Consider the following 26,369-nt stretch of genomic DNA (forward strand, 5'->3'; position numbering starts at 1 on the left):
TCTTTACCGGAACCTCTTAACGGGGTTTAAGCGATTGTTAAGGTACATGATTACGCGTTAAAATTTAAGGAACGGTTCAGGTGTCTGAAGAGCGGATCATCTGAACCATTATTCTACAAACGATCTTTTAATAAAAAGCCTGTTAATGTGTTAACAGGCTTTTTATTAAAAGAATATCCGTTTTATTTCAGCTTACTTAAAGCCGCTTTAATTCTTGGCATCATCTCTTTAATGTCCTGCAGCGCACAAGCACCTACTGAAGCGCGGAACCAGGGCATATGGTCTTCATTACCAAAAGCAGAAAAAGGCACAAGAGCGGCCCCTGCTTCTTTAATCAGGTAAAAGTTTACATCTGCACTGTCTTTCAACAATTGCCCATCTGCTGTGCTTTTACCAATATAATCAATTTTAATCGTCAGATAGATGGCGCCCATAGGCTCAATGGCATCTACGTTAAAGCCTTCATTTTTTAATTCAATGAAACCGTTGTATAAAGCCTCCAGGCTATCTTGTATTCGTTTTTTAAAGCCATTGAGGAAGGTATCTACTTGTCCTTTATGCTGAAAATAATCTGCCATGGCAACTTGTTCAGCTTTCGGTGCCCAAGCCCCCATATGGCCTACAATCGCTTTCATTTTATTAATGATCTCTGCCGGTCCAAATCCCCAGCCTACACGTACGCCCGTAGCCGCAAGACATTTAGAACTTCCGTCGATAAAAATGGTGTAATCTTTCATTTCCGGTCTTAAGCCAACCGGATGAACATGTTCCTTACCAAAGGTCAGCAGCGAATACATTTGATCGTACATAATGTACAATGCTTTTTCTCCTTCTTTCCTGGATTTGTTTTCTTCCAGCACTACATCACAAATTTCTGCCAGCTGCGCTGCACTGAACATGGTTCCTGTAGGGTTTAAAGGCGAGCACAAGGCCAGTAAGGTTGCCCCTTTTAAATGTGGTTTCAGCTGGGCCGCTGTTGGCATGAAATTATTTTCTGCATCTGTTTTTACGGCAACCGTGTTTGCTGAAGTCAAGTGACAATAGTGGTTATTGTTCCAGGACGGAGCAGGAAAAACAACCGTATCACCCGGATCAACCAGGGCCAGATAAGTGGCATAAATCAATGGTCTTGAACCTCCTGAAATCAGGATGCTGTTTGCGCCGTAATCCAGGTCAAACCGATCTTTGAGCAGTCCTGAAACCGTCTCTCTTAAAGACAACACGCCATCCGCAGGCGGATAATTGGTTTGATTCTGATGATAAGCCTCAACAATTCCGGTTTTCAACTCCGAAGGTATCGGATAAATGGAAGAATCGAAATCACCGATGGTTAAGTTGGCAATGGAGGCGCCCTTACGTTTCATTTCGTTTACCTCGTTACCAATTTTGATGATCTCTGAGCCAATAAGCGAGCTTGCTAATGCGGATACTTTCATTTCTGTGTTTTATAAAGATTAAAAATTTAGGCCAGTAATTTCTGAATGGCCGCTCTTGTCTGTTCAAATTTAAACTGGGATAACACCTTATTCATCATCTCTTCTATGGCCTGGTTATACAAATTACCGATGCTTCCTTCGTGGGTATGGTTCACACTTGTGCTGGGTACAAAGGTCCCGTTTTCGATGGTCTCTCCTACTATCTTATAGGCCTCTCTAAAAGGAACACCTTTTAAAGCCAGCTCATTGACCACCTCCACACTAAACAAATAGGCATATTTTTTATCCTTCAGGATGTCCTGTTTAATCCGGATATTTTGCAACATATAAGTGGCAATCTCCAAGCACTCATTTAAAGAGGTGATTGCAGGGAAAAGGTTTTCTTTTAACAATTGCAGGTCCCTGTGGTAGCCTGATGGCAAATTGGTGGTCATCATTGCAATTTCATTTGGCAGCGCCTGAATTTTATTGCACCTGGAACGGATCAGTTCAAAGACATCCGGGTTCTTTTTATGGGGCATAATACTCGATCCGGTAGTTAACTCGTCCGGAAAGCTGATAAAGCCAAAATTCTGGTTAATAAACAGGCAAATGTCCATAGACAACTTTGCAAGAGATGCCGCCACAGAGGACATGGCCTGGGCAAGTACCCTTTCTGTTTTACCTCTGCCCATTTGTGCATAAACCACATTATAGTTCATGCTTTCAAAACCAAGCAGGTTGGTGGTCATGGTTCTGTTTAAAGGAAAAGAAGAGCCATAGCCGGCCGCAGAACCCAGAGGGTTTTTATTGCATACCTTCCAGGCCGCCAGCATCAGTTCCAGGTCGTCTACCAGGCTTTCTGCATACGCACCAAACCACAATCCAAAAGAAGATGGCATAGCAATCTGCAGGTGCGTATAACCAGGTAACAGTTTATCCTTGTGCGCATTGCTCAGGGAAATCAATTGTTTAAACAAAACTGAAGTGTGGTGTACCATTTCTTCGATCCTGTTTCTGAAAAACAACTTCAAATCAACCAGTACCTGATCATTACGGGAGCGCCCGCTGTGAATCTTCTTTCCGGCTTCCCCAATCCGTTGCGTCAACAGCCATTCTACCTGAGAATGCACATCTTCAACGGTGTTTTCAATTTTAAAATCCCCTGCTTCTATCTCTGCATAAATATGCTTTAATTCTTTCTGAACAATAAGGAGTTCTTCTGCGGTCAGCAAGCCTATACTTTCCAGCATTTCTACATGTGCTAAAGAACCCAGAACATCAAAAGCAGCCATTTCCAGATCCAGTTCCCTGTCCCTGCCCACGGTGAAAGTTTCAATATCTTTATTTACTTCTATGTTTTTTTGCCAGATTTTCATTTAAATTCAAGTATAAATACCGATATAATCTTTCGCTGGTTATGGGCGTAAAAGTAATTATAAATACCGGTAAGGTGGTTAATATCTATTATTTGCCGTTGATGACCGGCTTTAGCATTTCTATATAAAGTTTTATTCCTTCCGAAATCTCTTCCACGAAAACATATTCATCTGCCATATGGGACCTAGCCGAATCCCCAGGTCCGACTTTAACCGAAGGAATGCTCAACAAGGCCTGATCGGAAGTTGTGGGTGAACCATAGGTTGTTCTGCCCAGGGCAATACCTGATTGAACTAATGGGTGTCCTTTATCTATTGAAGACGGCTTTAAGCGGATAGAGCGCGGCTTTACTTCACAATCCACATTTGTCCGGATAATTTTCAGCACCTCTTCATTGGTGTAGGCATCGGTCACCCTTACATCTACGGTAAAGGTGCAGACTGCAGGGACGACATTGTGTTGTGAACCTGCATTGATAATGGTCACCGACATTTTTAAAGGGCCGAAAACTTCCGATACCTTTGAAAAACGATAATGACGGAACCAGTCAATGTCTTTTAACGCTTTATAAATCGCATTGTCACCCTCTTCCCTTGCTGCATGACCGGCTTTACCATGAACTGTACAGTCCAGAACCAGCAAACCCCTTTCTGCAATAGCCAGGTTCATTTGAGTGGGTTCACCAACAATTGCAAACTCCAGTAGTCCCAAATCTGGCAGTACGCATTCCAGCCCATCATTTCCCGAAATCTCTTCTTCTGCAGTTGTGGCCAGACAGAGGTTATAGCTCAGGTCTTTTTGGTCATAGAAGTACAAAAAAGTAGCGATAAGCGACACCAGACAGCCCCCTGCATCATTGCTCCCTAAACCATACAACCTGCCCTCTTCCACATCGGGGGAAAATGGGTCCCGGGTATAGCCTGAATTGGGTTTTACCGTATCGTGGTGTGAATTCAACAGGACTGTTGGTTTAGCCGCATCAAAATGGAGGTTATAGGCCCAGATATTGTTTAGCTTACGGTGGGTTTTAATGTTTCTTTCCTGCAAAAATTGCTCAATCGTATCCGCTGTTTTGTCTTCTTCTTTACTGAAAGACGAAATGCTGATCAATCTTTTCAACAATTCTAAACTCTCTTTTTGCAGTTGTTCTATCATAAATATTATTCTTTTGTATACAAATCACCTGCTTTTACGGCAGATAGTTTTATCCCTTTAATGAGCGAAGAGCTAAAACCGTTATGCTCCATTTCATTCAGACCTGCAATCGTACAGCCTTTAGGCGAGGTTACCTTATCTATTTCCTGTTCAGGATGGGATTGCATTTGCAGCAACAGGTCTGCAGCCCCTTTGGCGGTCTGTACAGCCATTTTCAAAGCTTCATCTGCATGAAAGCCAATTTCTACCCCGCCCTGGGAAGCCGCCCGTATGGCCCTTAAAAAGAAAGCAATACCGCAGGCGCATAAAGCCGTTGCAGAAGTCATCAGGTCTTCATTGATTTTCACCACCGAACCGACAGTTTCAAACATACGGGTTACTTCTTCCAAATGAACAGTTGCAGCATTATCTGTTGCCATACAGGTCATCGATTGTCCGATGGCTATGGCGGTATTGGGCATGGCCCGGACCACCTGAACTTCGGTGTTCAGTTTACTCCGGATGTCTTTACAACTCACGCCCGAAGCCACCGATATGATCAAATGTTTTTTTGCATCAACTGAAGGGTTAATTTCATTTAGCAAAAGATTCAGTTGTTGGGGAAGAACAGCAAGCACAACAATATCTGCAGCGGCAACAGCCGCAGCATTATCACTGCCCACCACAAAACCCTGCTGTTCAAAAGTTTTTAATTTTGAGGCATTGCGCCGGGTTAAACAAATCTGTCCGGCCTGGACATAACCGGACTTAACCAGTCCTTTTGCCAGGGACAAACCGATATTTCCACTACCCAGAATGGCGATACGTCCTTTATATTGTTCCATATTTAAGCGGTTAATCTAGTTCCAAAATCCTGTTCACTGATCCGGGGCAATTCATCTGCTTTTCCAATATAGACCGCAGCAAGCCCATTTTTTATCGCTTCAAAAGCATTGTGCAGCTTCGGAATCATCCCTCCTGAAACAACACCTTGCTTTTGCAGCATTTCAAATTCTGAGGCCCTGATTTCTTTAACGAGCGAATCCTCATTTTCTACATCACGGAGTACGCCTTTTTTTTCAAAACAATAAACCAGACTGGTTTGGTAAACAGAAGACATGGCAACGGCTACTGATGAGGCGATGGTATCGGCGTTGGTATTCAATAACTGACCTTCACCATTGTGTGTAATGGCACAAAGTACAGGCACCAGGCCCGCCTGAAGCAAACTTCCCAGTGTTCCGGCAGCTACTGCATTTTCATCCAAATCACCAACAAAACCATAATCTATGGTTTTTACAGGACGTTTGACTGCTTTGATGATGTTCCCGTCTGCTCCGGTAAGTCCTATTGCATTACAGCCTCTGGCCTGCAGCTGGGCCACCATATTTTTATTGATCAGGCCCGCGTAGACCATGGTCACCACCCGTAAAGTTTCCACATCGGTAATTCTGCGTCCATCGACCATTTTCGCTTCTACGCCTAAAGAGGTCCCCAGTTCGGTTGCAATTTTTCCACCCCCATGCACCAGGATTTTTTTGCCTGGCAAGGCCTGGAAATCCAGCAGGAACCGGTGAAGGTTTTCTGAATTGTCAATTACATTTCCACCAATCTTTACAACTGTTAGCTGCTCCATTTTTATTTTTTTAGAAAATCATTAATCAGGGCAAATTCTTTTTCCGGTTCTTCAACCTGCGGGTTGTGGCCCGATTGCTCAAACAACACAAATTGCGCCTGTGGGCAATATTCTTTATATTTAACCATCATCCAGGGTGTGGCCACGCGGTCAAACCGACCGCCGATAATCAGCACGGGCATTTTCAGGTCTTTTAACTGCTTTCTGAAGTCAAAGGCCCCAATGTCACTGCCCACATAAAAATCACCGTCCCTGCCCACCAGCTGGTAGTACAATTTGGAATTAAAACTATTTGGATAAGGCTTTTTACCCCTGGATACAAATTTATCGGGATTATAGGCATACAAAAAACCATAAGGCACCTTTCCATACACCGCCTGATGATCTGCATCACTTGATACAGCTCCTTTTTCCCGAAGCTTCATCAGTTCATCCCATACCTCTGGATAATTGGTTTTGATTTCCCGGTTGGAATTGTCATCATTCTCCTGCCACATGACATAACTGTGAAAGGTATTGGCCAGAATCAGATGACTGACCTGCCCAGGGTACCTGATCGCATACCCTTGGGCAACAAGCCCACCGTAAGAGTGTCCCAGTATGGAGATTTTCTGGAGTTTCAATGCTTTACGCAAGCCCTCCAGATCTTCAATGTCCCGCTCCAGGCTATAGGCCGAGACCACCTTTGCCGTGTCGGATTTTCCCCGCCCAAAACCATCAAAATAAATGAGCTGATGACCAGAAGCTGCAAGTGGATCAAAACTACGTAAACCCGGATGTGCTCCACCTGGTCCTCCTGCAATAAAAAAGACAGGGTCACCCTGTCCTACCGTGACCACCCATAACCTGGCCCCGTTTACCGTTACATATTTTCCATCTGTTTCGCTGTCCACTTTTTGCTGGGCAAAGCAAGACAGGCCGATCAACAATGCGACAAAGAATAAGCCGGTTTTACGCATAATGGTCTTTTTTAAAATTCCCCTAAGTTAAACTTTGCAGCAACGCTTTCAAAACGGCCTGGGCCGCCCACAACCGGTTACCCGCTTCATGAATCACCAGGGAGTTGGGCCCATCCAGAATTTCTGAAGAAAGCTCAAGGTCTCTTCTCACTGGCAAACAGTGCATTACTTTTGCATTATTGCTCAGTTTAAGTTTTTCATTGTTCATCATCCAGCCATCGGGATAAGTAAGGACTTTTCCATACTCTTTAAAGCTTGACCAGTTTTTTACATAAATGTAATCTGCTCCCTTAAGTGCCTGTTCCAGACTATGACTAATCTCTGCCCCAGGGGTAAAATCCTCGCTCAGCTCATATCCTTCGGGATGTACGATGGTGAAATCGAGCATTCCTTCCTGTTGTGCTTTACACATCCATTCCGAGAAAGAGTTGGGCACCGCCTGGGGTAAAGCCTTTACATGGGGCGCCCAGGCCAGCACTACTTTAGGTTTAGCTGCCCCATGCCAGGTTTCCCGGATGGTAATCAGATCTGCAAGACTTTGCAGCGGGTGACGTGTAGCACTTTCAAGACTGACAACCGGTACCCCACAGTATTTTACGAATTTATTGAAAAAATCTTCGTTATAATCCTCATCACGGTTGGTCAGCTTAGGAAAAGACCTCAGGCCCAGTACATCGCAGTATTGTCCCATCACTGCCGCTGCTTCGCGGATGTGCTCCACTGTTGAGCCATTCATCACTACGCCATCCTGTGTTTCCAGTGCCCAACCTTCTTTATCCATGTTCATCACCATCACACTCATTCCCAGGTTAATTGCAGCTTTTTGCGTACTTAACCTGGTGCGGAGACTTGGATTAAGGAATACCAGTCCCAGGGTTTTGTTTTTTCCCAGATGCTGATCTGCATAAGGATTGTTTTTTAATTTTAAAGCAGCCTCTACAAGCTGCCCGATGTCCTGGACATCATTTACCGAAGTGAATTGCTTCATCCTTTTAAAACGGTTTTAAAATTAGCTAAAAATTGATCTGCCTGGGCTTTGCTTAAACTCAGTGCCGGTAAAAGCCTGATGACATTCGGTTTCGCCTCTCCGGTAAAAATATGCTGTTTAAACAACAGGTCTTTTTTTACATATGCTTTATCCGCGGGAAGATCAATACCAATCATCAGTCCACGGCCACGTACTTCATTAATCCCTTCTATCTTTTTCAATTCTTCAATCAGGTAAGTTCCAACCACCTCCGCATTCTGCAACAGGTTGTCCTGTTCTATAATTTCCAAAACGGCCAGGGCTGCGGCACAAGCCAAATGGTTTCCACCAAAAGTTGTTCCCAGCATACCGTGCCAAGGTTTAAATTTAGGGGCAATCGATATTCCGGCTACCGGAAAGCCATTTCCCATTCCTTTTGCCATGGTATAAACATCGGCATTTACACCTGCAAAGTCGTGGGAATAGAACAACCCTGTTCTGCCATAACCGCATTGAACACTATCGGCAATATAAACTGCATTGTAGGTATCACAAAGTGCACGGATTTTTTGAAGGAATGCTACTGATGCCTCCTGTATCCCTCCAACACCTTGTATTCCTTCAATAATAACAGCGGAGACCTGATCTCCAAACTCCAAAAAGGCTTGCTCCAATGCTTTGACATCATTGTGGGGCAAAAAAACAATATTGTCCGTTTGGTTAACCGGGGCCACAATTTTAGGGTTATCTGTCGCCGAGACAGCCAGAGAAGTCCTTCCATGAAAAGCGCCTTTAAAAGCAATAACTTTTTTCCTGCCATTGTAAAAAGAAGCGAGCTTCAGGGCATTTTCATTTGCTTCTGCGCCTGAATTGCACAAAAACAACTGATAGTCCGGTTTCCCGGAAACCTGTCCAAGTTTTTCAGCCAGGGCAACCTGCAAAGGAATTTTAACTGAATTGGAGTAAAAACCAACTTTATTCAACTGGTCTGTTAACCTTTTAACATAATGAGGGTGGGTATGGCCAATGGATATCACGGCATGACCGCCATATAAGTCCAGGTATTCCTGTCCGTTAGCATCCCAGACAGTACTTCCGGAAGCTTTTATAATTTCTATATCATTGAGGGGGTAAACGTCAAATAAATTCATTTTTATATGCTTTAATGGGTAAAATAATTGATCTTTTAAAATGCTGCTGCTTTTAATGCCAGGCCTTGCCGTTCTTCCAGGCCAAACAGCAGGTTCATATTCTGTACAGCCTGTCCGCTTGCGCCTTTCAGCAAATTATCAATTATACTCACTATAAAAATTTTGTTCCCGTGCTTTTCAACATGCACCAGGGCTTTATTGGTATTGACCACCTGTTTAAGGTCAATGTTTTTTTTGCTGACGTGCGTAAAGGCATGCCCGGCATAATAGTCTTCATAAAGCTGCTCAATTTCTTCAGCAGGCAAATCGCAGTCCGTATAAATGGCCGCCAGAATACCCCTGGTAAAATCACCCCGTTGCGGGATAAAATTCAAGCTGCTGTTAAAGGCTCCATCCAACTGTCGCAAACTTTCTCCAATCTCATTCAGGTGCTGGTGCTCAAAAGCCTTATATACCGAAAGATTATTGTTTCTCCAGCTAAAATGGGAAGTCGTGGCCAAGCTTTGTCCGGCACCGGTTGAGCCTGTCGTTGCATTGATATGAACTTCTCCTTTGAGCAGGCCTTTAGCAGCCAGGGGCAATAAGGCCAGTTGAATGCAAGTGGCAAAGCATCCCGGATTGGCTATATACTTTGCTTTTCTGATCTTTTCTCGGTTCAGTTCAGGCAAACCATAAACCCAGGCTGTACCAGCATGTTCTTTTAACCTGAAATCCTGGCTCAGGTCAATAATCTTAATAGTTGGATTAATTTCATTGGCAAGGAGAAACTTCTTCGCATCTCCATGGCCAACACATAAGAACAAGACATCAATATCCTGCGACAATTCCGCCGAGAAACGCAGGTCTGTATCTCCTAAAAGATCTGTATGCACGTCAGACACCAGGTTTCCGGCATTGCTGTTGCTCAGCACAAATGAAATGTCTACAGCGGGGTGGTTGATCAGGATGCGGAGCATTTCTCCTCCGGTATAACCTGCCCCTCCTACTATTCCCGCTTTAATTTTCATGGTCGTTCACTTTATGCCAGATCATAACCTGATTACCAAAAATTTTGGAAAACCCTTTTACATCCTCACCTGACCAGGCATTGTTCATTTCTCCGTAGCTGCCAAATTTATTGCTCATCAGGTCATGTGCAGATTCAATTCCTATAATCTGGAAACGATAAGGCAATAATTCTACGAACACTTTCCCGCTAACGGTTTTTTGGGTATCCGTTAAAAAAGCCTCTATATTGCGCATAATTGGGTCATGAAATTGTCCTTCATGCAACCAATTGCCATAAAACGAAGATAACTGCTCTTTCCAGGACAACTGCCATTTGGTTAATGTATGTTTTTCCAGTGTATGATGGGCTTTGATGATCAGGACCGGTGCGGCAGCCTCAAAGCCAACACGCCCCTTAATCCCGATAATGGTATCACCAACGTGAATATCCCTTCCAATGCCATAAGGCTGTGCAATGGCCTGCAGTTTTTGAATCGCAGCGACCGGTGCCAGCTGTTGTCCATCCAGGGCAACGAGTTCACCTTTTTCAAAAGTCAACTCCAGTTTACGGGATTTGCTTTCTGAGACCGGGGTAGGCCAGGCTTCTTCCGGTAAAGTCTCGTGAGAAGTTAAAGTCTCTTTTCCTCCTACAGAAGTTCCCCAAAGGCCCTTATTGATGGAGTATCTGGCTTTCTCGGCACTGTACTCCACACCGTGTTTCTGTAAATATTCAATTTCCGCCTCACGGGATAACTTCAGGTCCCTGATCGGCGTAATGATTTCCACATTTGGAATAATAATGTTAAAGATCATATCAAAACGGACCTGGTCATTTCCTGCCCCGGTACTTCCATGGGCAACATAATCTGCTCCGATTTTTTTCACATAGTTTGCAATTGCTGTTGCCTGACTTACGCGCTCCGCACTTACTGAAAGCGGATAGGTTGCATTTTTCAGCACATTTCCAAAAACAAGGTATTTAATACACCCTTCATAATAATTAGTCGTTTCATCCACTACTGCATGGGAAGCCACACCTAAAGCATAAGCCCGTTTTTCAATTTCCTGCAATTCGTTTTCAGAAAAACCACCTGTATTTACAATCACCGAGTGCACTTCCAAACCTCGGTCCTGCGCTAAATAAATACAGCAAAATGAAGTATCTAAACCTCCGCTAAAAGCTAAAACTACTTTCTTCTTCATGAGTCTTTATTGTTTTTGGTAATGATTCTGTTTTCACAAAAATCATCGGATGTAAAAGCTATTTAAATAAAATTGGAATTAACATTAATAAGGATTTCAGCCCTTTATTGGGTTGCTTTGGTTTCAAGACCAGGCGTTGTTTGATCCGCATAAAGCGTTCATACAGCTTTGGCTTTTTCTGTAACTCTTCAGCAAATTTTTTGGCCACATCATGTTTTTTTGTTTCAGGATCATAAAGCATAGCCGTACACATACAGTTCTTACGCTCCTTCATTGTTAAAATCTCGAAATTCACACAACTCTGGCAACCTTTCCAGAACTCTTCGTCCTGGGTGAGTTCAGAATATGTTACGGGCTCATATCCCAGGTCAGAATTGATTTTCATCACCGCGAGTCCCGTCGTTAGTCCGAATATCTTGGCCTTGGGGTATTTCTGTCTGGAGAGTTCAAAAATTTTGTGCTTTATGGCATTTGCCAGTCCTGCTTTTCGATATTTGGGACTAACAATAAGACCTGAATTGGCCACAAACTGTCCATGGCTCCAGGTTTCGATATAACAGAAACCAGCCCATGATCCGTCTTTATGAAAAGCGATCACCGATTTCCCGTCCGATATTTTTCCTGCAACATAATCCGGAGAACGCTTTGCTATACCCGTACCACGGGCTTTAGCAGATTCTGCCATTTCCTCACAGATTTCTTCTGCAAAGACACGATGTTCAGGAAGTGCAACCTGCACTATAAAATCGTTTATATTCATTAATAGGTTAACGAAAAAAGATAAAAATTCTGATTAATTGTTTTTTGAGAGGCAATCCTCTATGATTGAGTAAAGAGATCACTCAAATACGGGGTGTATAATTTTGCCGGTTTGTAGTCACCGAAAATATGGGTCGCAAACGTTCAATAAACAGACTTCTGGAAGCAATATTTTTTGCTTCTAGGATGGAAAGTTTATGGAGATTTGTTCTGATCATTTTCTGTTGATATTTCCGCTTTAAATTACTTGAGGCGCAAAGGTTTAAATAAATATTGAGTTGTGCAATAAGTTTTTCATTTTTTTACATTTTATACATGATTTTTAGCCTCAAAAAAACTTTTACCCCCAAACTTTGCAAAGTCGTTTTTTTAACCTTTAAATCATGTGTATTTTCAGGTTCTTCGGTAAAAGGTTTAAAAACATCCACATAGCTCCGGAATCTATCAATTTAAATACCACAAAACAGGCTTTCCGTTAAAATGAATTTCAGTTTACAAAAGCTGTAACAAATTTAGGTCGCAGTTGTTAGCTTTACATAAAAAACAGGTTATGTCATTATTATTTTCACCGCTTCAACTCAAGAATATCCGGCTTAAAAACAGAATTGTTGTTTCACCGATGTGTCAATATTCCGCAAAAGACGGTTTTGCAAATGACTGGCACCTGGTCCATCTGGGCAGCAGGGCTATCGGTGGGGCTGCACTGGTCATTCAGGAGGCTACAGCTGTTTCCCCGGAAGGTAGAATTAGTCCGGGTGACCTGGGCATCTGGAAAGATGAACATATTTCAGTTTTAAAAAGAATTACCGGTTTTATCCATGCAAACGGCTCCATAGCGGGTATCCAGCTGGCACACGCAGGAAGAAAAGCCAGCAGTACGGCGCCCTGGGAAGGTGGCGAAAAAATCAGTAAGGCCGCAGGTGGCTGGGACAGTCTGGCCCCAAGCCCCATTGCTTTTCAGCCCAGCCAGGATACGCCCACTGCCCTGGAAATAGAGGGTTTAAAGAAAATAAGGGCAGATTTCAAAGCTGCGGTGATCCGGGCTATTGATGCCGGATACAAAGTATTGGAAATTCACGCCGCACATGGTTACCTGATCCATGAGTTCTTTTCGCCTTTAAGCAACCAAAGGACGGATCAATACGGTGGCAGTTTTGAAAACAGAATCCGCTTTATGCTGGAAATTCTTGAAACCGTACAACAGGTTTGGCCAAAGGAAAACCCATTATTTGTACGCATTTCTGCAACAGACTGGGCCGAAGGCGGATGGACAGGGGAAGAATCTGTCAAACTTTCCTCTATTTTAAAAAACAAGGGCGTTGATGTCATTGACTGTTCCAGCGGTGGCTTATCTGCTCAGCAACAAATTCCTGTCGCAGCGGGCTATCAGGTTCCTTTTGCGGAACAGATCCGAAAGGAAACGGGCATTTTAACCGCTGCAGTTGGGCTCATTACCGAAGCCAGGCAGGCAGAAGAAATTTTACAGCAGGGAAAAGCCGACCTGATTGTAATGGCAAGAGAACTTTTAAGAGACCCCTACTTCCCTTTGAGGGCCGCAGCGACCCTAGATCAGGAGGTTAAATGGCCCTTACAATACGAGCGGGCAAAACCCAGAAAAAGATCCTGATGAGCGTCTGCAAAAATATTTAAACTAAAATCCTTTATTTTCGTTTTTAATTTATAAAAACACAAACACTATGTTCGATAAACTAATGGCCGCACAGCAAATGGCGGGTGAGATCAAAAAAAGACTGGATACCATCTCTGTTTACGGAGAAGTGGAAGGGGGCGCCATAAAAATTACAGCCACGGCCAACAAGGCCATCACGGCGGTTGAAATTCAGGAAGAATTCTTTAAACAAGCTGACCGAGAGGAACTGGAGGAACTGATGTTGACAGCCATAAACAAGGCTTTAAGTCAGGCAGATCAGGTTAGTGCAGCCGAAATGCAGGCAGCAACCCAAGGCATGCTGGGTGGTTTGGGTGGAATGTTTGGCAATTAAAAAATTAGCAAATCATGAAATACACCTATTATGGGCAATCCTGCTTTTTACTGGAAGCAGAAGGAAAAAAATTTTTATTTGATCCATTTATCAAACACAACCCCCTGGCTAGTCATATTGACACAAAAGCCATCAAGGCCGACTACATTCTGATCAGTCATGGTCATGGTGACCACATTGCCGATCTTGTGGAACTGGCCCAGCAAACCGGGGCCCTGGTTATTGGTATGGTTGAAGTGGTGGACTGGATAGAAAAAAAGGGCATCAAAAACATACACCCCATGAATTTCGGCAAGAAGAAATTTGACTTTGGAAATCTGCGCATGGTTTGGGCTACACATTCCAGCTCAATGCCCGATGGCAGTTATGGTGGAAACCCTGCAGGCTTTGTACTGGAAACTGCAGGAAAAACGGTTTATTTCGCTGGAGATACTTCTTTAAATGCAGACATGAAAATCCTGCCTGATCTTCATAAAATCGACTATGCAATTTTACCTATAGGAGGAAATTACACAATGGACACAGATGACGCCCTTCTGGCGACCAAATACATTCAGTGTGACAGGGTCATTGGTGTTCATTACAATACTTTTCCGGTCATTGAAATAGATACAGAAGAAGCACAGGCAAAATTTAAAAGAGAAAACAAGCACCTCCTTCTTCCGGCGATCGGAGAGACCATAGAACTTTAATAGCACACCATTTTAAAACAAAAAGGCCGTTCTCTTTTCAAAGACGGCCTTTTTGTTTTTTTCCTTTTTTGCTTAGCTTTTTTTAGCTGCTTTTTTGTTTGCTTTATAACGCATGTCAGGAGTTCCGTCTTTTTTTACCGGACCTGCTGCTACAGCCTTAGCTTTGTTTTCTTTCAGACGCATATCAGGAGTTCCGTCTTTTTTTAAGCCATTAGCTGCTGCTTTTGTTCCTGCTGCCGCTTTAGCGCCTGTTGCTTTTACATCTGCTTTTGCTGCTGTGGTTGCTGCTTTCGCATCTGTTTTGGCAACAGTTGCTTTTGCTTCTACTTTTTTAGCGGTTTTTTTAGCTGCTGTAGTTGCAGGAACTGCGGTTTGAGCAAATGTAGTGCTTAAGCCTAACAAGGCAACAGCAACAAAACTTAATACTTTTTTCATGTTTCTTTAGTCTTTTTTTTAAATCCAAAATTGGTTAACGTAAGTTAAAGAAAAATATTTCAAATTTAATGCGCCTCTAACCAATTTTTTCCTTCACCAATTTCAACCTCAATCGGCACGGTTGTCGCGATCGCCGTTTTCATTCTGTGCCGGATAATTTCCTTCATTTGGGCAACTTCTGATTTCAATACATCAAACACAAGCTCATCATGCACCTGCATGGTCATTTTTGATTGTAAGCCCTGCTCCTGTATGTCTTTATGGATGCGGATCATCGCCACCTTAATCATATCGGCGGCAGAGCCCTGAATAGGTGCGTTAATGGCATTTCGTTCGGCAAATCCCCGAACAGTCTGGTTTGCGGAGTTAATGTCTCTCAGGTATCTTCTGCGGCCCAAAATGGTCTCCACAAAACCATTTTCCCTGGCAAAATTCATGGTATCACTCATATACCTTTTAATACCCGGGTACTGTTCAAAATACTGCTCAATAATCTGTGCGGCTTCCTTGCGGGGAATCCCCAGGTTCTGGGACAGGCCAAATGCCGACTGCCCGTAAATAATTCCAAAATTAACCGCTTTGGCATTTCTGCGCTGGGTAGCATCTACCTCCTGGATCCCAACACCATAAACCTTTGCTGCGGTGGCGGTATGAATGTCGATGCCTTTGTTGAAAGCATCGAGCATGTTCTCTTCTTTGCTGATCTCTGCGATGATCCGGAGCTCGATCTGCGAATAATCTGCCGAAAGCAACACATGGTCATCATCTCTGGCAATAAATGCTTTACGAACCTCTCTGCCCCGCTCGGTACGAATAGGAATGTTCTGCAGGTTGGGGTTATTGGAGCTCAACCTTCCGGTCGCAGCAACAGCCTGGTTATAACTTGTATGTACCCTACCCGTTTTAGGATTGACCATTAAAGGAAGCGCATCCACATAAGTTGATTTTAGTTTCTGCAACTGACGGAAATCCAGAATATCCTGTACCACATCACTTTTGTGGGCCAGGGCAAGCAATACATCTTCTCCGGTCTGGTATTGACCGGTTTTGGTTTTTTTTGCTTTTGGGTCCAACTGCAGTTTATCAAAGAGGACTTCGCCAAGCTGTTTGGGAGAAGCCAGGTTAAACTGGACACCACACTTGTCATATACATTCTGTTCGAACCTTCTGATGTCCAGCTCCAGTTCTTTAGAATAGTTCTGCAGGGTGTCCATATCAATTCTTACCCCCTCCTTTTCTATATCTGCCAGAACATATACCAAAGGGTTTTCGACATTAGCGGCCAGTTCAAAAGCATTCTGTTTTTTAAGCATCGGCTCAAAAACATTGGCCAGCTGCAGGGTTACGTCCGCATCCTCAGCGGCGTAATCCACCACTTTTTCTACCGGGACATCCCTCATCGTTCCCTGATTTTTACCTTTAGGGCCAATTAATGCCGTAATAGAAATGGGCTGATAACCCAGATAATTTTCTGAAAGAATATCCATGTTATGTCTGGTATCCGGATCAATCAGGTAATGCGCCAGCATGGTATCAAACAATTTTCCTTTTACCTGTACGTCATACCATTTCATCACCAGGATATCGTATTTTAAATTCTGTCCTGTTTTGGCAATTTTCTCATTTTCCAATACCGGTTTAAATTCTTCCAGAATCAGCAGCACCTCTTCTCTATTGGCAGACAAGGGAATATAATAGGCCTCCCCCGCTTTGACGCAAAAAGACAAACCAACCAGATCGGCCTGATTAGCATCAGTACCTGTTGTTTCGGTATCAAAGGAAATATTCTCCTGGGACAGCAGGGTTGAAATCAACGCTTTTCTTTTTTCAGCGGTATCGGTCAGCAAATAAGTATGCGGAACATCAGCAATGGTCTTCAAAGTCGTTTGCTCGGCAGGTTCAATTTCAGGTTCAGCAACAACAGTCTGGGAGGCATAACTTGCTCCGGTCACATTTCCGAAAAGGTCAGTTTGCTGAGCAACCAGGGTTGCGCTGCTGGCCCCAACAGAAAATCCTTCTCCAAAAACTCTTTTGCCCAGCGTCCTGAATTCCAGTTCTGCAAAAAGAGGTTCCAGAAGCTCCCGGTTTGGTGCGCCCATTTCCAGGGCGTCTTCATCAAAGTCCACCGGAACATCCAGTATAATGGTGGCCAGTTTCTTTGAAATCAATCCTTGTTCCGCAAAATTCTCTACATTTTCCCTTTGCTTGCCTTTGAGTTCATGTGCATTGGCAATGATGTTCTCGACAGAGCCATATTGTTTGATCAGCTGCTTTGCTGTTTTTTCACCAATACCAGGAATTCCCGGGATATTATCTACCGCATCTCCCCACAGGCCCAGGATATCAATCACTTGCCGGACATCCTCAATTTCCCATTTTGCCAAAACCTCCCGCACCCCCAAGATCTCCATTTCATTTCCCATACGGGCCGGTTTATAAATAAAAATATTCTCAGAAACCAATTGGGCAAAGTCTTTGTCCGGGGTCATACAATATACGGTAAACCCTCTTTTTTCCCCTTCTTTAGCCAGGGTACCAATGATATCATCTGCTTCATAACCATCTTTAGTGATGACCGGAATGTTAAAACCTTCTATCAGTTTAATCACATAAGGAAGTGCGGCGGAAAGATCTTCCGGCATTGCTTGCCTGTGGGCCTTATAGGCTTCAAAATCCGTATGGCGCTCTGTTGGTGCTTCGGTATCAAAAACCACGGCCAAATGACTGGGTTTTTCTTTTTTAAGAACTTCCATCAAAGTATTGGCAAATCCCATCACCGCAGAAGTATTAATTCCTGTTGAAGTAAATCTTGGATTTTTACTTAATGCAAAATGAGCCCTGTAGATGAGCGCCATGCCATCAAGGAGAAAAAGTTTTTTCATTGGCCTATCGTTTTTTATGATCATTAAAGCCTGCAAAACTTATTCTATAAGTGATCCGCATTGCAGGTTTTATTTTATATGTTGTTTTAGTATTCAGCTGCCAAGCTATGTGTCACGGCAGCAATCCTAACAAAGTTAGCAATAGACATGAAAAATGATCTTATATTCTTTATTTTTGTTCTGCAACAAAAAAGAGTATCCCGGCGTTAATTATAAAAACTATGATGAAGTCCGTTAAATTATACCTGCTGTTTTTTTTTCTGATCTGTTTTATACGACCAGTTTCCGCCCAGGATGCAGTGATCATCGAGGATGGAAATTTTGTACGGGGAACCATACAGGGCACTGATTTTTCAACGGTGCAGATCAGACTGGATGACCAGTCTGTTGCAGCTTATAAAGCCAAAGACATCAAAGAATTTTTATGGAACGGCAATACCTATGTCAGTAAGCCGGTTGTGATCAAAAAACGTATGGAAATCCGTTTCTTTAAGGCAGAAGAACTCGGTACGGTAAATCTGTATTCTATGGGTGAGGACGCTTCAGCAGAGGCCACCGAACCAACAAGAAGCCGTGTCAGACCAGCTGTTGGCCTGGGCCTGGGAACAGGAGGTTATGGAAGCGGCGTGGGTGTTGGCGGCGGACTATCTTTTGATTTGGGAAGACGCCAGGGCAATTCTTCAAGAAAAGGAAGTGGCAAAGCAATTTACTATATAGAAAGACCCGGAGCTGGCCCTATACAGGCCCTTCCTTTGGATGGTGGATCGGATGCAAAAACCAGTCAGATCAAGGCCATCCTGTTGCAAAAACTAAGCAATGACGAAGACCTCGCCGAAAGGATCAATGCAACGGAAAGCTTTGACGCAAAGAGCATTAAAGCTTATGTAAATGCCTACAACGCCATGCACAAATAAATCAGCGGCTGATACAATCCATTAAATGATCATTGACCATCCCCGTTGCCTGCATATGGGCATAACAAATGGTTGTTCCAAAAAATTTAAAGCCCCGTTTTTTCATGTCCTTACTGATCGCATCAGAAAGTTCCGTTCTGGCCGGCACATCCTTTAAAGAATGGACAATATTTTCAATTGGCTTTTTATCCGGTACAAAGCCCCACATATAGTCCGAAAAAGATCCGAACTCTTCCTGTATTTTAATAAAGAGTTTCGCATTGCTGATGGCTCCGTTCACCTTCAACCGGTTTCGGATAATCCCCTGGTCATTCATCAAGCGCTCTACATCTTCCTGCTTAAAAGCAGCAACTTTTTGAACATCAAATCCTGAAAAGGCTTTGCGGTAAGCCTCCCTGCGTTTTAAAATCGTAATCCAGCTTAAACCCGCCTGGGCTCCTTCCAGGATCAGAAATTCAAACAAGACCTGATCGTCATATACGGGCTTTCCCCATTCCTGGTCGTGATACTTCTGGTACAGAGGATCTGTACCACACCAGCCACATCTGATTTCTTTGGCCATAATTACCTGCTTAATTCATCCCAATATTCAACAGCCCTGCGGTAGTGAGGAATTACAATGGAACCGCCCACCAGATTAGCAATCATAAAGACCTCATTGATTTCTGCTTGATTTACACCCTGGTCATGGCATTTTTCCAGGTGATATTTAATACAATCGTCACAGCGTAAAACCATAGAAGCCACCAAACCCAACATCTCCTTGGTTTTCACGTCCAGTGCTCCCTCGGCATAAGTGGTGGTATCTAAAGCAAAAAATCTTTTTATATTCGTATTGGCTGTTTCCATAATCCTATCGTTCATTCTAGAACGATAGCCATTAAATTCTTCGACAAGTTTTCCCATATCATTAAAGAAGTATGTAAATATTATAATTCGATCATTGGATCCCAGAAGACTTTTTTGAACTGCTGGACCTTATCTTCTTTTACCACAATTCCTTCAGCTTCCAACAATTCAACCATCAATTCGGGCGGATTGAAATGAAATTTCCCAGTCAGCAAACCGCTGCTGTTGACCACCCGATGAGCAGGAATGGGGGGATGGGCAAGCGCTGCATTTCTCATGGCATAGCCAACCATACGGGAGGCACGGCCTGCACCCAGACTTTTGGCAATAGCCCCGTAAGAGGTCACACGGCCTTTTGGGATGAGCCTCACCAACTCAAAAACCTGCTCATAAAAATTCTGATCCATTAGCTTAAGGAAAACTGTATATAATTGATGCTTTTATCCTTTTTCAAATAAATTCTTTCATAGTGTGTTTTAATCGCCAACACCTCATCATAAAATTCAGACCGGTATAAATCGTCTGTTTTCTTAAAGCAGGGTAATCCCAACTCCTCCACCGTCTGGGCAGTATACTGGTACAAACCATCATTATCTGTTTTAAGATTGATTTTTCCACCCGCTTTCAAAAATGCTTTGTATTTATTCAAAAAGCCGGGAAAAGTAAGCCTTTTCTTCTCACGACTTTCCTGTGGCTGAGGATCAGGAAAAGTAATCCATATTTCGTCTACTTCATTTTCAGCAAAAAACTCCATAATATCTTCAATCTGGATTCTTAAAAAAGCCAGGTTTTTTATACCTTCGTCCACCCCTGTACGGGCACCCCGCCAGATCCTGTTCCCTTTTAAATCTATACCAATAAAGTTTTTTTCTGGAAACATCCTTGCCAGCCCAACAGAATATTCTCCTTTGCCACAGGCAAGTTCCAGCACAAGCGGATGGTCATTTTTAAAGTGTTCCGCAGCCCATTTTCCTTTCAGTGTTTTTCCGGCATCTAACTGGTACACATTATCAAAGGTATCTATCTCCGCAAATTTTCTTAATTTATCTTTACCCACTGTTAAGCGACTTAATTTTTAATAATTTTTACACAAAAATACAATTAAATCCATCATATGGTTAAGAAGCATTCTAATTCGTATTTTTGTAGCATCAACTTTTTATACATTGGAAAAACATTCAAAAATATATGTTGCCGGTCACCGTGGAATGGTGGGTTCTGCGATTTACCGAAAACTACAAAAAGAAGGTTTTAATAATCTTTTGACCCGGACATCTGCCCAGCTGGACCTCCGCAATCAACAGGCAGTAAGTGATTTCTTTGAAAAGGAAAAACCGGAGTATGTATTTCTCGCTGCGGCCAAAGTGGGCGGAATTATTGCCAACAACACCTACAGGGCAGACTTTCTTTACGAAAACCTTGCTATTCAGAACAATGTGATCCATGAGTCATGGAAAAACGGGGTCAAAAAGTTAATGTTCCTGGGTTCCAGTTGTATTTACCCGAAGTTAGCCCCACAGCCCCTGAAGGAAGAATACCTTCTTACAGGTTTGCTGGAAGAAACCAATGAACCCTATGCCATTGCAAAAATTGCCGGTATTAAAATGTGCGATGCCTACAGGGCCCAGTACGGTTGTAATTTCATCTCCGTCATGCCAACCAATTTATACGGCTATAATGACAATTACCACCCACAAAACTCGCATGTACTCCCTGCGCTGATCCGCAGGTTCCATGAGGCAAAAATAAGCAAAGCTTCAGAAGTTGTAGTTTGGGGTTCAGGTCAACCTTTACGGGAATTTTTGTTCGCTGATGACCTGGCAGATGCCTGCTATTTTTTAATGGAACATTATAATGAAAATCACCTCATCAACATTGGCACCGGAAAGGACCTGAGCATCAAAGACCTCGCTATTTTGATCAAAAACAGTGTTGGCTATGAAGGTAAATTGAGTTTCGACAGCACCAAACCAGATGGCACTCCAAGAAAATTAATGGACGTTTCCAAATTGCACAAGCTTGGCTGGAAACATACCATAGAACTGGAGGAAGGGATCGGTCTGGCTTACCAGGATTTTCTAAGTAAACAGCCGGATTAATTGCTTTAATTTTTGCATTTTGAACAGGTATTGCGGGACATCGTGATTATCTTTAACTTGCACAACAAAAGATTCTTTGATTCCAGTGTTTATTAAAATATCATGAAAAAATATATTGCCTTATTGATGTTGCTTTTTGCAGCAAGCGCCTTAACCAAAGCTCAGCCTAAACCTCCGACTGCCCAGGAAATTACAGCCAAGATCATGGAAGAATACGACAAAAGGCTTAAACTGAACCCTACCCAAAGAGGTGTTATCTACAACTACACTTATGATCTGGCTAAGGAACAAACAGATCTGGTTAAAAGACGCCAGGCCGGCACTTTCAAAGAAGAAGATATTTCTAAGTTTGACCGTTTTCAAAACGAAACCAATGCCAACATCAGAAAAATTCTAAAAGGAGAGCAACTTACCGAATTTGAAAAAATTCTGGATGACCGGATGAATGGTGTGAACGATAAGAAAAAAAAGAAAAAACGTGGTAAAGAAGAAGAGGCTGCTGTTACAGGAATAGAAGGCCTTAAACTACAGCCTTAATTATCTAAACGCAATTCATCGTTAAAATTTATATCTTTGTTATAGATTATAAGTTTTAGCTATGACCTTGGTACAACTTGAATATATTGTTGCTGTGGACACTTACAGAAGTTTTGTTGGAGCCGCAGAAAAATGTTTTGTTACGCAACCAACCCTCAGCATGCAGGTCCAGAAGCTGGAGGAAATGCTCAATGTAAAGATCTTCGACCGAACCAAACAACCGGTCATTCCAACAGAAATCGGGCAGCAGATTATTGCCCAGGCCCGTCTTGTTCTGCAGGAAAGCCAAAAAATCAAAGAGATCATCAACAGTCAGCAGCAAGATGTAGTCGGGGAGCTCAAAGTGGGCATTATTCCCACCGTAGCCCCGTATTTGCTCCCTCAGGTTATTGCGGCCATGATGGAAAAATACCCTGGACTTAAACTACTTATTTGGGAGTATACCACCGAAGACATTATCCATCATTTAAAAACGGGCGTTTTAGATTGTGGTTTACTTGCTACGCCGCTCGCAGATGAAGCCATCATTGAAGATCCTTTATACTACGAAAATTTTGTCACCTACATCAGCAAAAACAGTAAGCTCTTTAAAAAGAAGACCATTGATCCAGAAGACCTGGAGTCCGAAAACATCTGGCTGCTGAACGAGGGACATTGTATGCGCGCGCAGGCCCTTAACATCTGCCGTTCCACAAAAGAAAACAGGTTGCAAGGCCTGACCTACAATAGTGGCAGTGTAGAAACATTAATCCGCATGGTGGATATGAATAATGGAGCAACATTATTACCGGAACTAGCCCTTGCAGAACTCAGCAACAAACAACTAACTAAAGTAAGGTCTTTTAAATCTCCGGAACCCGTTAGAGAGATCAGCCTGGTCACGCACAAAAATTTCATCAAAAAGAGGATGTTAAACGCCTTCAAAGAGGAAATTCTGCAGCTGATTCCCAAGTCCATGAAACAGAAAAAGAAAAAGGATGTAGTCGGGATCTGATGATCCGGGACTATCCTCTTTTTGAAAAGATCAGAAAGAGCCCGGCGATGAAGCAAATGCTAAAACCGGCCAGAGCCAAAACCGGTATGCCATTAAACTTTGGGGCTTTATCTGCATCAACCAAAACAGCAGAACCAATAAACAATGCGCAAAAAACAATGGCCAAAATAAGCCGGCTGGAGGTCCTGGCCAACTGCCTTTGCAAACCTGACAAACCCTGTACTTCCTGGATGATTTTTAAATCACCCCTGTCCAGCTTTCCGATAATGGACTGCAGGTCATCCGGTACGGTTTTCATGGCGTGGTTTAAGGTCCTTAATAGCTTTATTCCATCTATTTTCAACTGCTCCGGACTCAATTTACGTAAAGCAATTTTAAGAACATAGGGTCTCAAACGGGCAATGACATTTAAATCCGGAACAAGCGTCCTGCCAATGCCTTCAAGCAATACAATTCCACGCACCAACAGGTAAAGATGAGGCGGCATTAAAATTTCATTTTCGTTCATGATGACAGAAAATCTGCTCAAAAAGGCTTTCATATCAATTTCCTCTAAGGAAGTACCATCCAGCAGACTAAAAAAATGAAGGATGTCCTTTTCGAGTTTTTGCTCGTCTGCTATATTGAACCGAATGGCCAATTTTTTAATCACAACAATTAGTCTTCGGGCATCCTGAGCAATAAAATGACTGATAAAGTCTTCCAGTAGTTCTTTTTCCGCCGGCATCATGCTGCCCATAGCGCCAAAATCTATAAAAGCAATCTGGCCACTCTTTAATACAAGCAAATTTCCAGGATGCGGGTCTGCATGAAAAAATCCGTATTCCAGTACCTGCTTCAGATAAAGGTCCAATCCCCTGGAGGCAACAACCTCCAGATCCAGTTGAAAAGAAAGTAAGCCCTGTTTATCTGTTATTTTTACCCCCTCTATAAATTCCATACACAGGATGTTGTCATTACACAACTCCCGGTAAACCTTTGGCAGATAAATTGTCCTTTCATTTTTAAAGTTCTGGTTAAACTTTTCAATATTTGCCGCTTCATTGCGAAAAGACAATTCCAGAAAAATAGATTGTTCAAAAGCAGCAAGCACTTCTTTAAGGTTAATCTTTCGGAAAAGTTCACTATAGCTACTCAGTAATTTTGCCACATCTTTCATGATCAGCATATCGGCAGCTACCACATCCTGTATCCCTGCTCTTTTAAGCTTCAGGATGACCACCGGCCCCTCTTTAAGTTTCGCTCTGTAAACTTGTGAAATAGAGGCGGATGCAAAAGGCGCTTTGTCAATCCACTCAAAATGTTCCTTGGCCCGAATATTTAGTTCATCCTCGAGTACGGCTTCCACATCCAGTATTTCTGGTTCTACCTTATCCTGAAGTTTTTGCAATTCCAGGATCATTTCTTTCGGTAATAAATCCTCTCTGCTGCTAAATGCCTGCCCAAATTTCACATAAGTTGGCCCCAATTCCTCTAACGCCATTCTGATCCGTTCATAAACCGATAGAGATAGTTCTGGCTCAACATGCGCTTGTTCAACAGCATACTCCAAAGGCAAAAGGCTTTTAATATTACTCCTAATCAATAATTCCTCAAATCCGTACTTCACAAAAATCCGGATGAGGGAGATTGTTCTTTTAAATTTCTTTTTCTGGTTTTCCATCATCGGCTTTCAATTTGGCAAATACTTAGTGCTCAGGAGAAAAATCCATGCCAGAATAAACCATAAAGAAATGCTCAAGCCAGGATATTAGTTGCAAATCGGGAATTTATTCATTTTCTTTTTCCAGAAAATGTATTTTTACGCTTTACCAATAAAAGAAGATGGAAGAAATAAACTGGAACGATTTTGAGAAAGTAGATCTTAGGGCAGGTACCATACTGGAAGTATTTGATTTTCCGGAAGCCAGAAAACCCGCTTATAAAGTTAAAGTAGATTTTGGTGATCTGGGTGTAAAAATGAGTTCTGCTCAAATCACCAAACATTATACAAAGGATGAACTGGTTGGACAACAAATCGTTGGAGTTGTTAATTTTCCAAAAAAGCAAATCGGCAAATTCATGTCAGAATTTTTAGTAACCGGTTTTGCTGACGAAAATGGTGATATTGTATTAACCTCGCTTAGAGGCAAAGTGCCAAATGGCAGTAAATTATGCTAAATGTATTTTAATTTCACAGAAGAAGAGGATCCCGCACAACAGGACGAACATTATATGCGTTTGGCTTTACAGGAAGCACAAAAAGCCTATGAAGCAGAGGAAATTCCAATTGGTGCTGTTGTTGTCTGTAAAGGCAGGATAATAGGCCGGGGGCATAACCTTACCGAACAACTTAATGATGTTACTGCCCATGCAGAAATGCAGGCCTTTACCGCAGCCAGCCAAACCTTGGGTGGTAAATACCTTAAAGACTGTACCCTTTATGTAACCATAGAGCCTTGTGTAATGTGTGCAGGTGCCAGTTACTGGATGCAAGTGAGCCGTATTGTTTACGGGGCCAGCGAGCCCAAAAGAGGCTTTAGCACCAAAGGCGGCAATTTACTGCACCCCAAAACGGTGCTCAAGGGCGGCGTATTATCTGAGGAATGTGGCGCTTTGATGACCCGCTTTTTTGCAAATAAACGGGGATAACTTGACAAAGTATTGAACAAAACTTAACCTTTGAATGTTATATTTGCTCAAGCTTCTTTTTTAAGAAAAAAAGAGAAGTAAAACAGAAAATAAATTTTAAACTTAAATCATAAATAGTATGGCTTTTGAATTACCTGCGTTACACTACGCAACAGATGCATTAGAACCGCATATCGATAAACAAACCATGGAAATACACCATGGCAAACACCACCAGGCTTATGTAACCAATCTGAACAAAGCACTGGAAGGTAAACCAGAGGCAACACACAGCATTGAAGACATCATCAAAAATATAGATAAATTTCCCGCAGCAGTTAGAAATAACGGTGGAGGTCATTACAACCACTCTTTATTCTGGGAAGTGATCGGACCAAATAAAGGTGGGGAACCTACAGGTGCTTTAGCTGATGCCATCAAAGCTGCTTTTGGTTCTTTTGCTGATTTCAAAACTAAATTTGCAGAAGCTGGAGCGACCCGTTTTGGTTCAGGCTGGGCCTGGTTAAGCGTTGGTGCTGATAAAAAACTGGTTGTTTCTTCAACCCCAAATCAGGATAACCCTTTAATGCCTGTTGCTGAAGTAAAAGGCACGCCGATCCTGGGCATGGATGTTTGGGAACACGCTTACTACTTAAAATATCAAAACAGACGCCCTGACTACATTGCTGCTTTCTGGAATGTAGTGAACTGGGACGCTGTGTCAGACCGTTTCAAAAAAGCGACAGCTTAATCCAAACGATCC

28 protein-coding genes are annotated in these 26,369 nt (G+C 42.7%); 10 read left to right on the forward strand and 18 right to left on the reverse strand.

Going from position 1 to position 26,369, the window contains the following annotated elements; all coding sequences use genetic code 11:
• Nucleotides 1–182: 182 nt before the first annotated feature.
• The 11 genes from B0O44_RS05855 to B0O44_RS05905 all read right to left on the reverse strand — a co-directional run bounded on the left by B0O44_RS05855 (nucleotide 183) and on the right by B0O44_RS05905 (nucleotide 11,592).
• Nucleotides 183–1,436, reverse strand: a complete 1,254-nt coding sequence (locus tag B0O44_RS05855) for a pyridoxal phosphate-dependent aminotransferase (RefSeq protein ID WP_110828088.1) — start codon at nucleotides 1,434–1,436, stop codon at nucleotides 183–185.
• Nucleotides 1,437–1,462: 26 nt separating this feature from the next.
• On the reverse strand, nucleotides 1,463–2,794 hold the full coding sequence (gene argH, locus B0O44_RS05860; protein WP_110828090.1) for an argininosuccinate lyase: 1,332 nt from the start codon (nucleotides 2,792–2,794) through the stop codon (nucleotides 1,463–1,465).
• Between the two features lie 88 nt (nucleotides 2,795–2,882).
• Entirely contained in the window at nucleotides 2,883–3,950 is a 1,068-nt protein-coding gene (locus B0O44_RS05865; protein WP_110828092.1) for a M20 family metallo-hydrolase, read from the reverse strand.
• Nucleotides 3,951–3,955: 5 nt separating this feature from the next.
• Nucleotides 3,956–4,774 (reverse strand): pyrroline-5-carboxylate reductase, encoded by an 819-nt coding sequence (gene proC, locus B0O44_RS05870; RefSeq protein WP_110828093.1) that lies wholly within the window; start codon nucleotides 4,772–4,774, stop codon nucleotides 3,956–3,958.
• Nucleotides 4,775–4,776: 2 nt separating this feature from the next.
• Nucleotides 4,777–5,565 carry an acetylglutamate kinase gene (argB, locus tag B0O44_RS05875; RefSeq protein WP_211321324.1) on the reverse strand — a complete coding sequence of 263 codons (789 nt, stop codon included), beginning with the start codon at nucleotides 5,563–5,565 and terminating at the stop codon, nucleotides 4,777–4,779.
• A gap of 2 nt (nucleotides 5,566–5,567) precedes the next feature.
• Complete coding sequence (locus tag B0O44_RS05880; protein ID WP_110828097.1) at nucleotides 5,568–6,524, reverse strand: alpha/beta fold hydrolase; 957 nt, start codon at nucleotides 6,522–6,524, stop codon at nucleotides 5,568–5,570.
• 22 nt (nucleotides 6,525–6,546) lie between these two features.
• Nucleotides 6,547–7,512 carry a Rossmann-fold NAD(P)-binding domain-containing protein gene (locus tag B0O44_RS05885; RefSeq protein ID WP_110828098.1) on the reverse strand — a complete coding sequence of 322 codons (966 nt, stop codon included), beginning with the start codon at nucleotides 7,510–7,512 and terminating at the stop codon, nucleotides 6,547–6,549.
• Nucleotides 7,509–8,642 (reverse strand): aspartate aminotransferase family protein, encoded by a 1,134-nt coding sequence (locus B0O44_RS05890; RefSeq protein WP_110828100.1) that lies wholly within the window; start codon nucleotides 8,640–8,642, stop codon nucleotides 7,509–7,511. The genes B0O44_RS05885 and B0O44_RS05890 overlap by 4 nt, the downstream gene beginning before the upstream one ends.
• A 35-nt stretch (nucleotides 8,643–8,677) precedes the next feature.
• Nucleotides 8,678–9,649 (reverse strand): N-acetyl-gamma-glutamyl-phosphate reductase, encoded by a 972-nt coding sequence (gene argC / locus B0O44_RS05895; protein ID WP_110828102.1) that lies wholly within the window; start codon nucleotides 9,647–9,649, stop codon nucleotides 8,678–8,680.
• A complete protein-coding gene (argG, locus tag B0O44_RS05900) occupies nucleotides 9,639–10,832 on the reverse strand; it encodes an argininosuccinate synthase (RefSeq protein ID WP_110828105.1) in 1,194 nt (397 codons plus the stop codon). Before argG ends, argC begins: the two co-directional genes overlap by 11 nt.
• A 58-nt stretch (nucleotides 10,833–10,890) precedes the next feature.
• Entirely contained in the window at nucleotides 10,891–11,592 is a 702-nt protein-coding gene (locus B0O44_RS05905; protein ID WP_110828108.1) for a GNAT family N-acetyltransferase, read from the reverse strand.
• A 549-nt stretch (nucleotides 11,593–12,141) separates the two neighbouring features.
• On the opposite strand from B0O44_RS05905, the gene namA reads away from it, so the two are divergent.
• The 3 genes from namA to B0O44_RS05920 all read left to right on the forward strand — a co-directional run bounded on the left by namA (nucleotide 12,142) and on the right by B0O44_RS05920 (nucleotide 14,286).
• Nucleotides 12,142–13,218 carry an NADPH dehydrogenase NamA gene (gene namA, locus B0O44_RS05910; protein WP_110828110.1) on the forward strand — a complete coding sequence of 359 codons (1,077 nt, stop codon included), beginning with the start codon at nucleotides 12,142–12,144 and terminating at the stop codon, nucleotides 13,216–13,218.
• A gap of 70 nt (nucleotides 13,219–13,288) precedes the next feature.
• Nucleotides 13,289–13,594 (forward strand): YbaB/EbfC family nucleoid-associated protein, encoded by a 306-nt coding sequence (locus B0O44_RS05915; RefSeq protein WP_110828113.1) that lies wholly within the window; start codon nucleotides 13,289–13,291, stop codon nucleotides 13,592–13,594.
• 14 nt (nucleotides 13,595–13,608) lie between these two features.
• Complete coding sequence (locus B0O44_RS05920; protein WP_110828115.1) at nucleotides 13,609–14,286, forward strand: metal-dependent hydrolase; 678 nt, start codon at nucleotides 13,609–13,611, stop codon at nucleotides 14,284–14,286.
• A gap of 72 nt (nucleotides 14,287–14,358) precedes the next feature.
• On the opposite strand, the gene B0O44_RS05925 is transcribed toward B0O44_RS05920, so the two are convergent.
• Together B0O44_RS05925 and polA are read right to left on the reverse strand one after the other, a co-directional pair.
• Nucleotides 14,359–14,721: a hypothetical protein gene (locus tag B0O44_RS05925; protein WP_110828117.1), complete on the reverse strand. Its 363-nt coding sequence runs from the start codon at nucleotides 14,719–14,721 to the stop codon at nucleotides 14,359–14,361.
• A 65-nt stretch (nucleotides 14,722–14,786) separates the two neighbouring features.
• Entirely contained in the window at nucleotides 14,787–17,603 is a 2,817-nt protein-coding gene (gene polA / locus B0O44_RS05930) for a DNA polymerase I (protein ID WP_110828119.1), read from the reverse strand.
• 221 nt (nucleotides 17,604–17,824) lie between these two features.
• On the opposite strand from polA, the gene B0O44_RS05935 reads away from it, so the two are divergent.
• Nucleotides 17,825–18,517: a hypothetical protein gene (locus B0O44_RS05935; RefSeq protein ID WP_245943604.1), complete on the forward strand. Its 693-nt coding sequence runs from the start codon at nucleotides 17,825–17,827 to the stop codon at nucleotides 18,515–18,517.
• Nucleotide 18,518: 1 nt separating this feature from the next.
• Here the strand turns inward: B0O44_RS05935 and B0O44_RS05940 are convergent, their stop codons facing one another.
• From B0O44_RS05940 to trmB, 4 genes are read right to left on the reverse strand one after another with little or no spacing between them, the layout of a single operon-like run.
• On the reverse strand, nucleotides 18,519–19,079 hold the full coding sequence (locus B0O44_RS05940) for a DNA-3-methyladenine glycosylase I (protein WP_110828123.1): 561 nt from the start codon (nucleotides 19,077–19,079) through the stop codon (nucleotides 18,519–18,521).
• Between the two features lie 2 nt (nucleotides 19,080–19,081).
• Nucleotides 19,082–19,423, reverse strand: a complete 342-nt coding sequence (locus B0O44_RS05945) for a carboxymuconolactone decarboxylase family protein (RefSeq protein WP_110828126.1) — start codon at nucleotides 19,421–19,423, stop codon at nucleotides 19,082–19,084.
• A gap of 23 nt (nucleotides 19,424–19,446) precedes the next feature.
• Nucleotides 19,447–19,773 carry an MGMT family protein gene (locus B0O44_RS05950; protein WP_110828128.1) on the reverse strand — a complete coding sequence of 109 codons (327 nt, stop codon included), beginning with the start codon at nucleotides 19,771–19,773 and terminating at the stop codon, nucleotides 19,447–19,449.
• Entirely contained in the window at nucleotides 19,773–20,423 is a 651-nt protein-coding gene (trmB, locus tag B0O44_RS05955) for a tRNA (guanosine(46)-N7)-methyltransferase TrmB (RefSeq protein WP_110828130.1), read from the reverse strand. The genes B0O44_RS05950 and trmB overlap by 1 nt, the downstream gene beginning before the upstream one ends.
• Before the next feature lie 109 nt (nucleotides 20,424–20,532).
• On the opposite strand from trmB, the gene fcl reads away from it, so the two are divergent.
• The 3 genes from fcl (at nucleotide 20,533) to B0O44_RS05970 (ending at nucleotide 22,996) form a co-directional block, all read left to right on the forward strand.
• The gene (gene fcl, locus B0O44_RS05960; RefSeq protein WP_110828132.1) at nucleotides 20,533–21,465 is read left to right on the forward strand and encodes a GDP-L-fucose synthase; all 933 of its coding nucleotides are present in this window, start codon (nucleotides 20,533–20,535) and stop codon (nucleotides 21,463–21,465) included.
• 102 nt (nucleotides 21,466–21,567) lie between these two features.
• The gene (locus B0O44_RS05965; protein ID WP_110828134.1) at nucleotides 21,568–22,002 is read left to right on the forward strand and encodes a hypothetical protein; all 435 of its coding nucleotides are present in this window, start codon (nucleotides 21,568–21,570) and stop codon (nucleotides 22,000–22,002) included.
• Nucleotides 22,003–22,063: 61 nt separating this feature from the next.
• The gene (locus B0O44_RS05970; RefSeq protein ID WP_110828136.1) at nucleotides 22,064–22,996 is read left to right on the forward strand and encodes a hydrogen peroxide-inducible genes activator; all 933 of its coding nucleotides are present in this window, start codon (nucleotides 22,064–22,066) and stop codon (nucleotides 22,994–22,996) included.
• Nucleotides 22,997–23,006: 10 nt separating this feature from the next.
• Here B0O44_RS05970 and B0O44_RS05975 read toward each other — a convergent pair whose 3' ends face one another.
• Nucleotides 23,007–24,662, reverse strand: coding sequence for an ABC1 kinase family protein (locus tag B0O44_RS05975; RefSeq protein ID WP_110828138.1), 1,656 nt, complete (start codon nucleotides 24,660–24,662; stop codon nucleotides 23,007–23,009).
• 158 nt (nucleotides 24,663–24,820) lie between these two features.
• Between B0O44_RS05975 and B0O44_RS05980 the strand changes: the two genes are divergently transcribed.
• The 3 genes from B0O44_RS05980 to B0O44_RS05990 all read left to right on the forward strand — a co-directional run bounded on the left by B0O44_RS05980 (nucleotide 24,821) and on the right by B0O44_RS05990 (nucleotide 26,357).
• Nucleotides 24,821–25,156 (forward strand): tRNA-binding protein, encoded by a 336-nt coding sequence (locus tag B0O44_RS05980; RefSeq protein ID WP_110828140.1) that lies wholly within the window; start codon nucleotides 24,821–24,823, stop codon nucleotides 25,154–25,156.
• The gene (locus tag B0O44_RS05985; protein WP_110828142.1) at nucleotides 25,157–25,627 is read left to right on the forward strand and encodes a nucleoside deaminase; all 471 of its coding nucleotides are present in this window, start codon (nucleotides 25,157–25,159) and stop codon (nucleotides 25,625–25,627) included. It begins immediately after the preceding gene.
• Between the two features lie 118 nt (nucleotides 25,628–25,745).
• Nucleotides 25,746–26,357 (forward strand): superoxide dismutase, encoded by a 612-nt coding sequence (locus tag B0O44_RS05990; RefSeq protein ID WP_110828144.1) that lies wholly within the window; start codon nucleotides 25,746–25,748, stop codon nucleotides 26,355–26,357.
• Nucleotides 26,358–26,369: the final 12 nt, after the last annotated feature.

Origin of the sequence: Pedobacter nutrimenti (assembly GCF_003208655.1) — a bacterium.
In the GTDB taxonomy this organism is placed as follows: domain Bacteria; phylum Bacteroidota; class Bacteroidia; order Sphingobacteriales; family Sphingobacteriaceae; genus Pedobacter; species Pedobacter nutrimenti.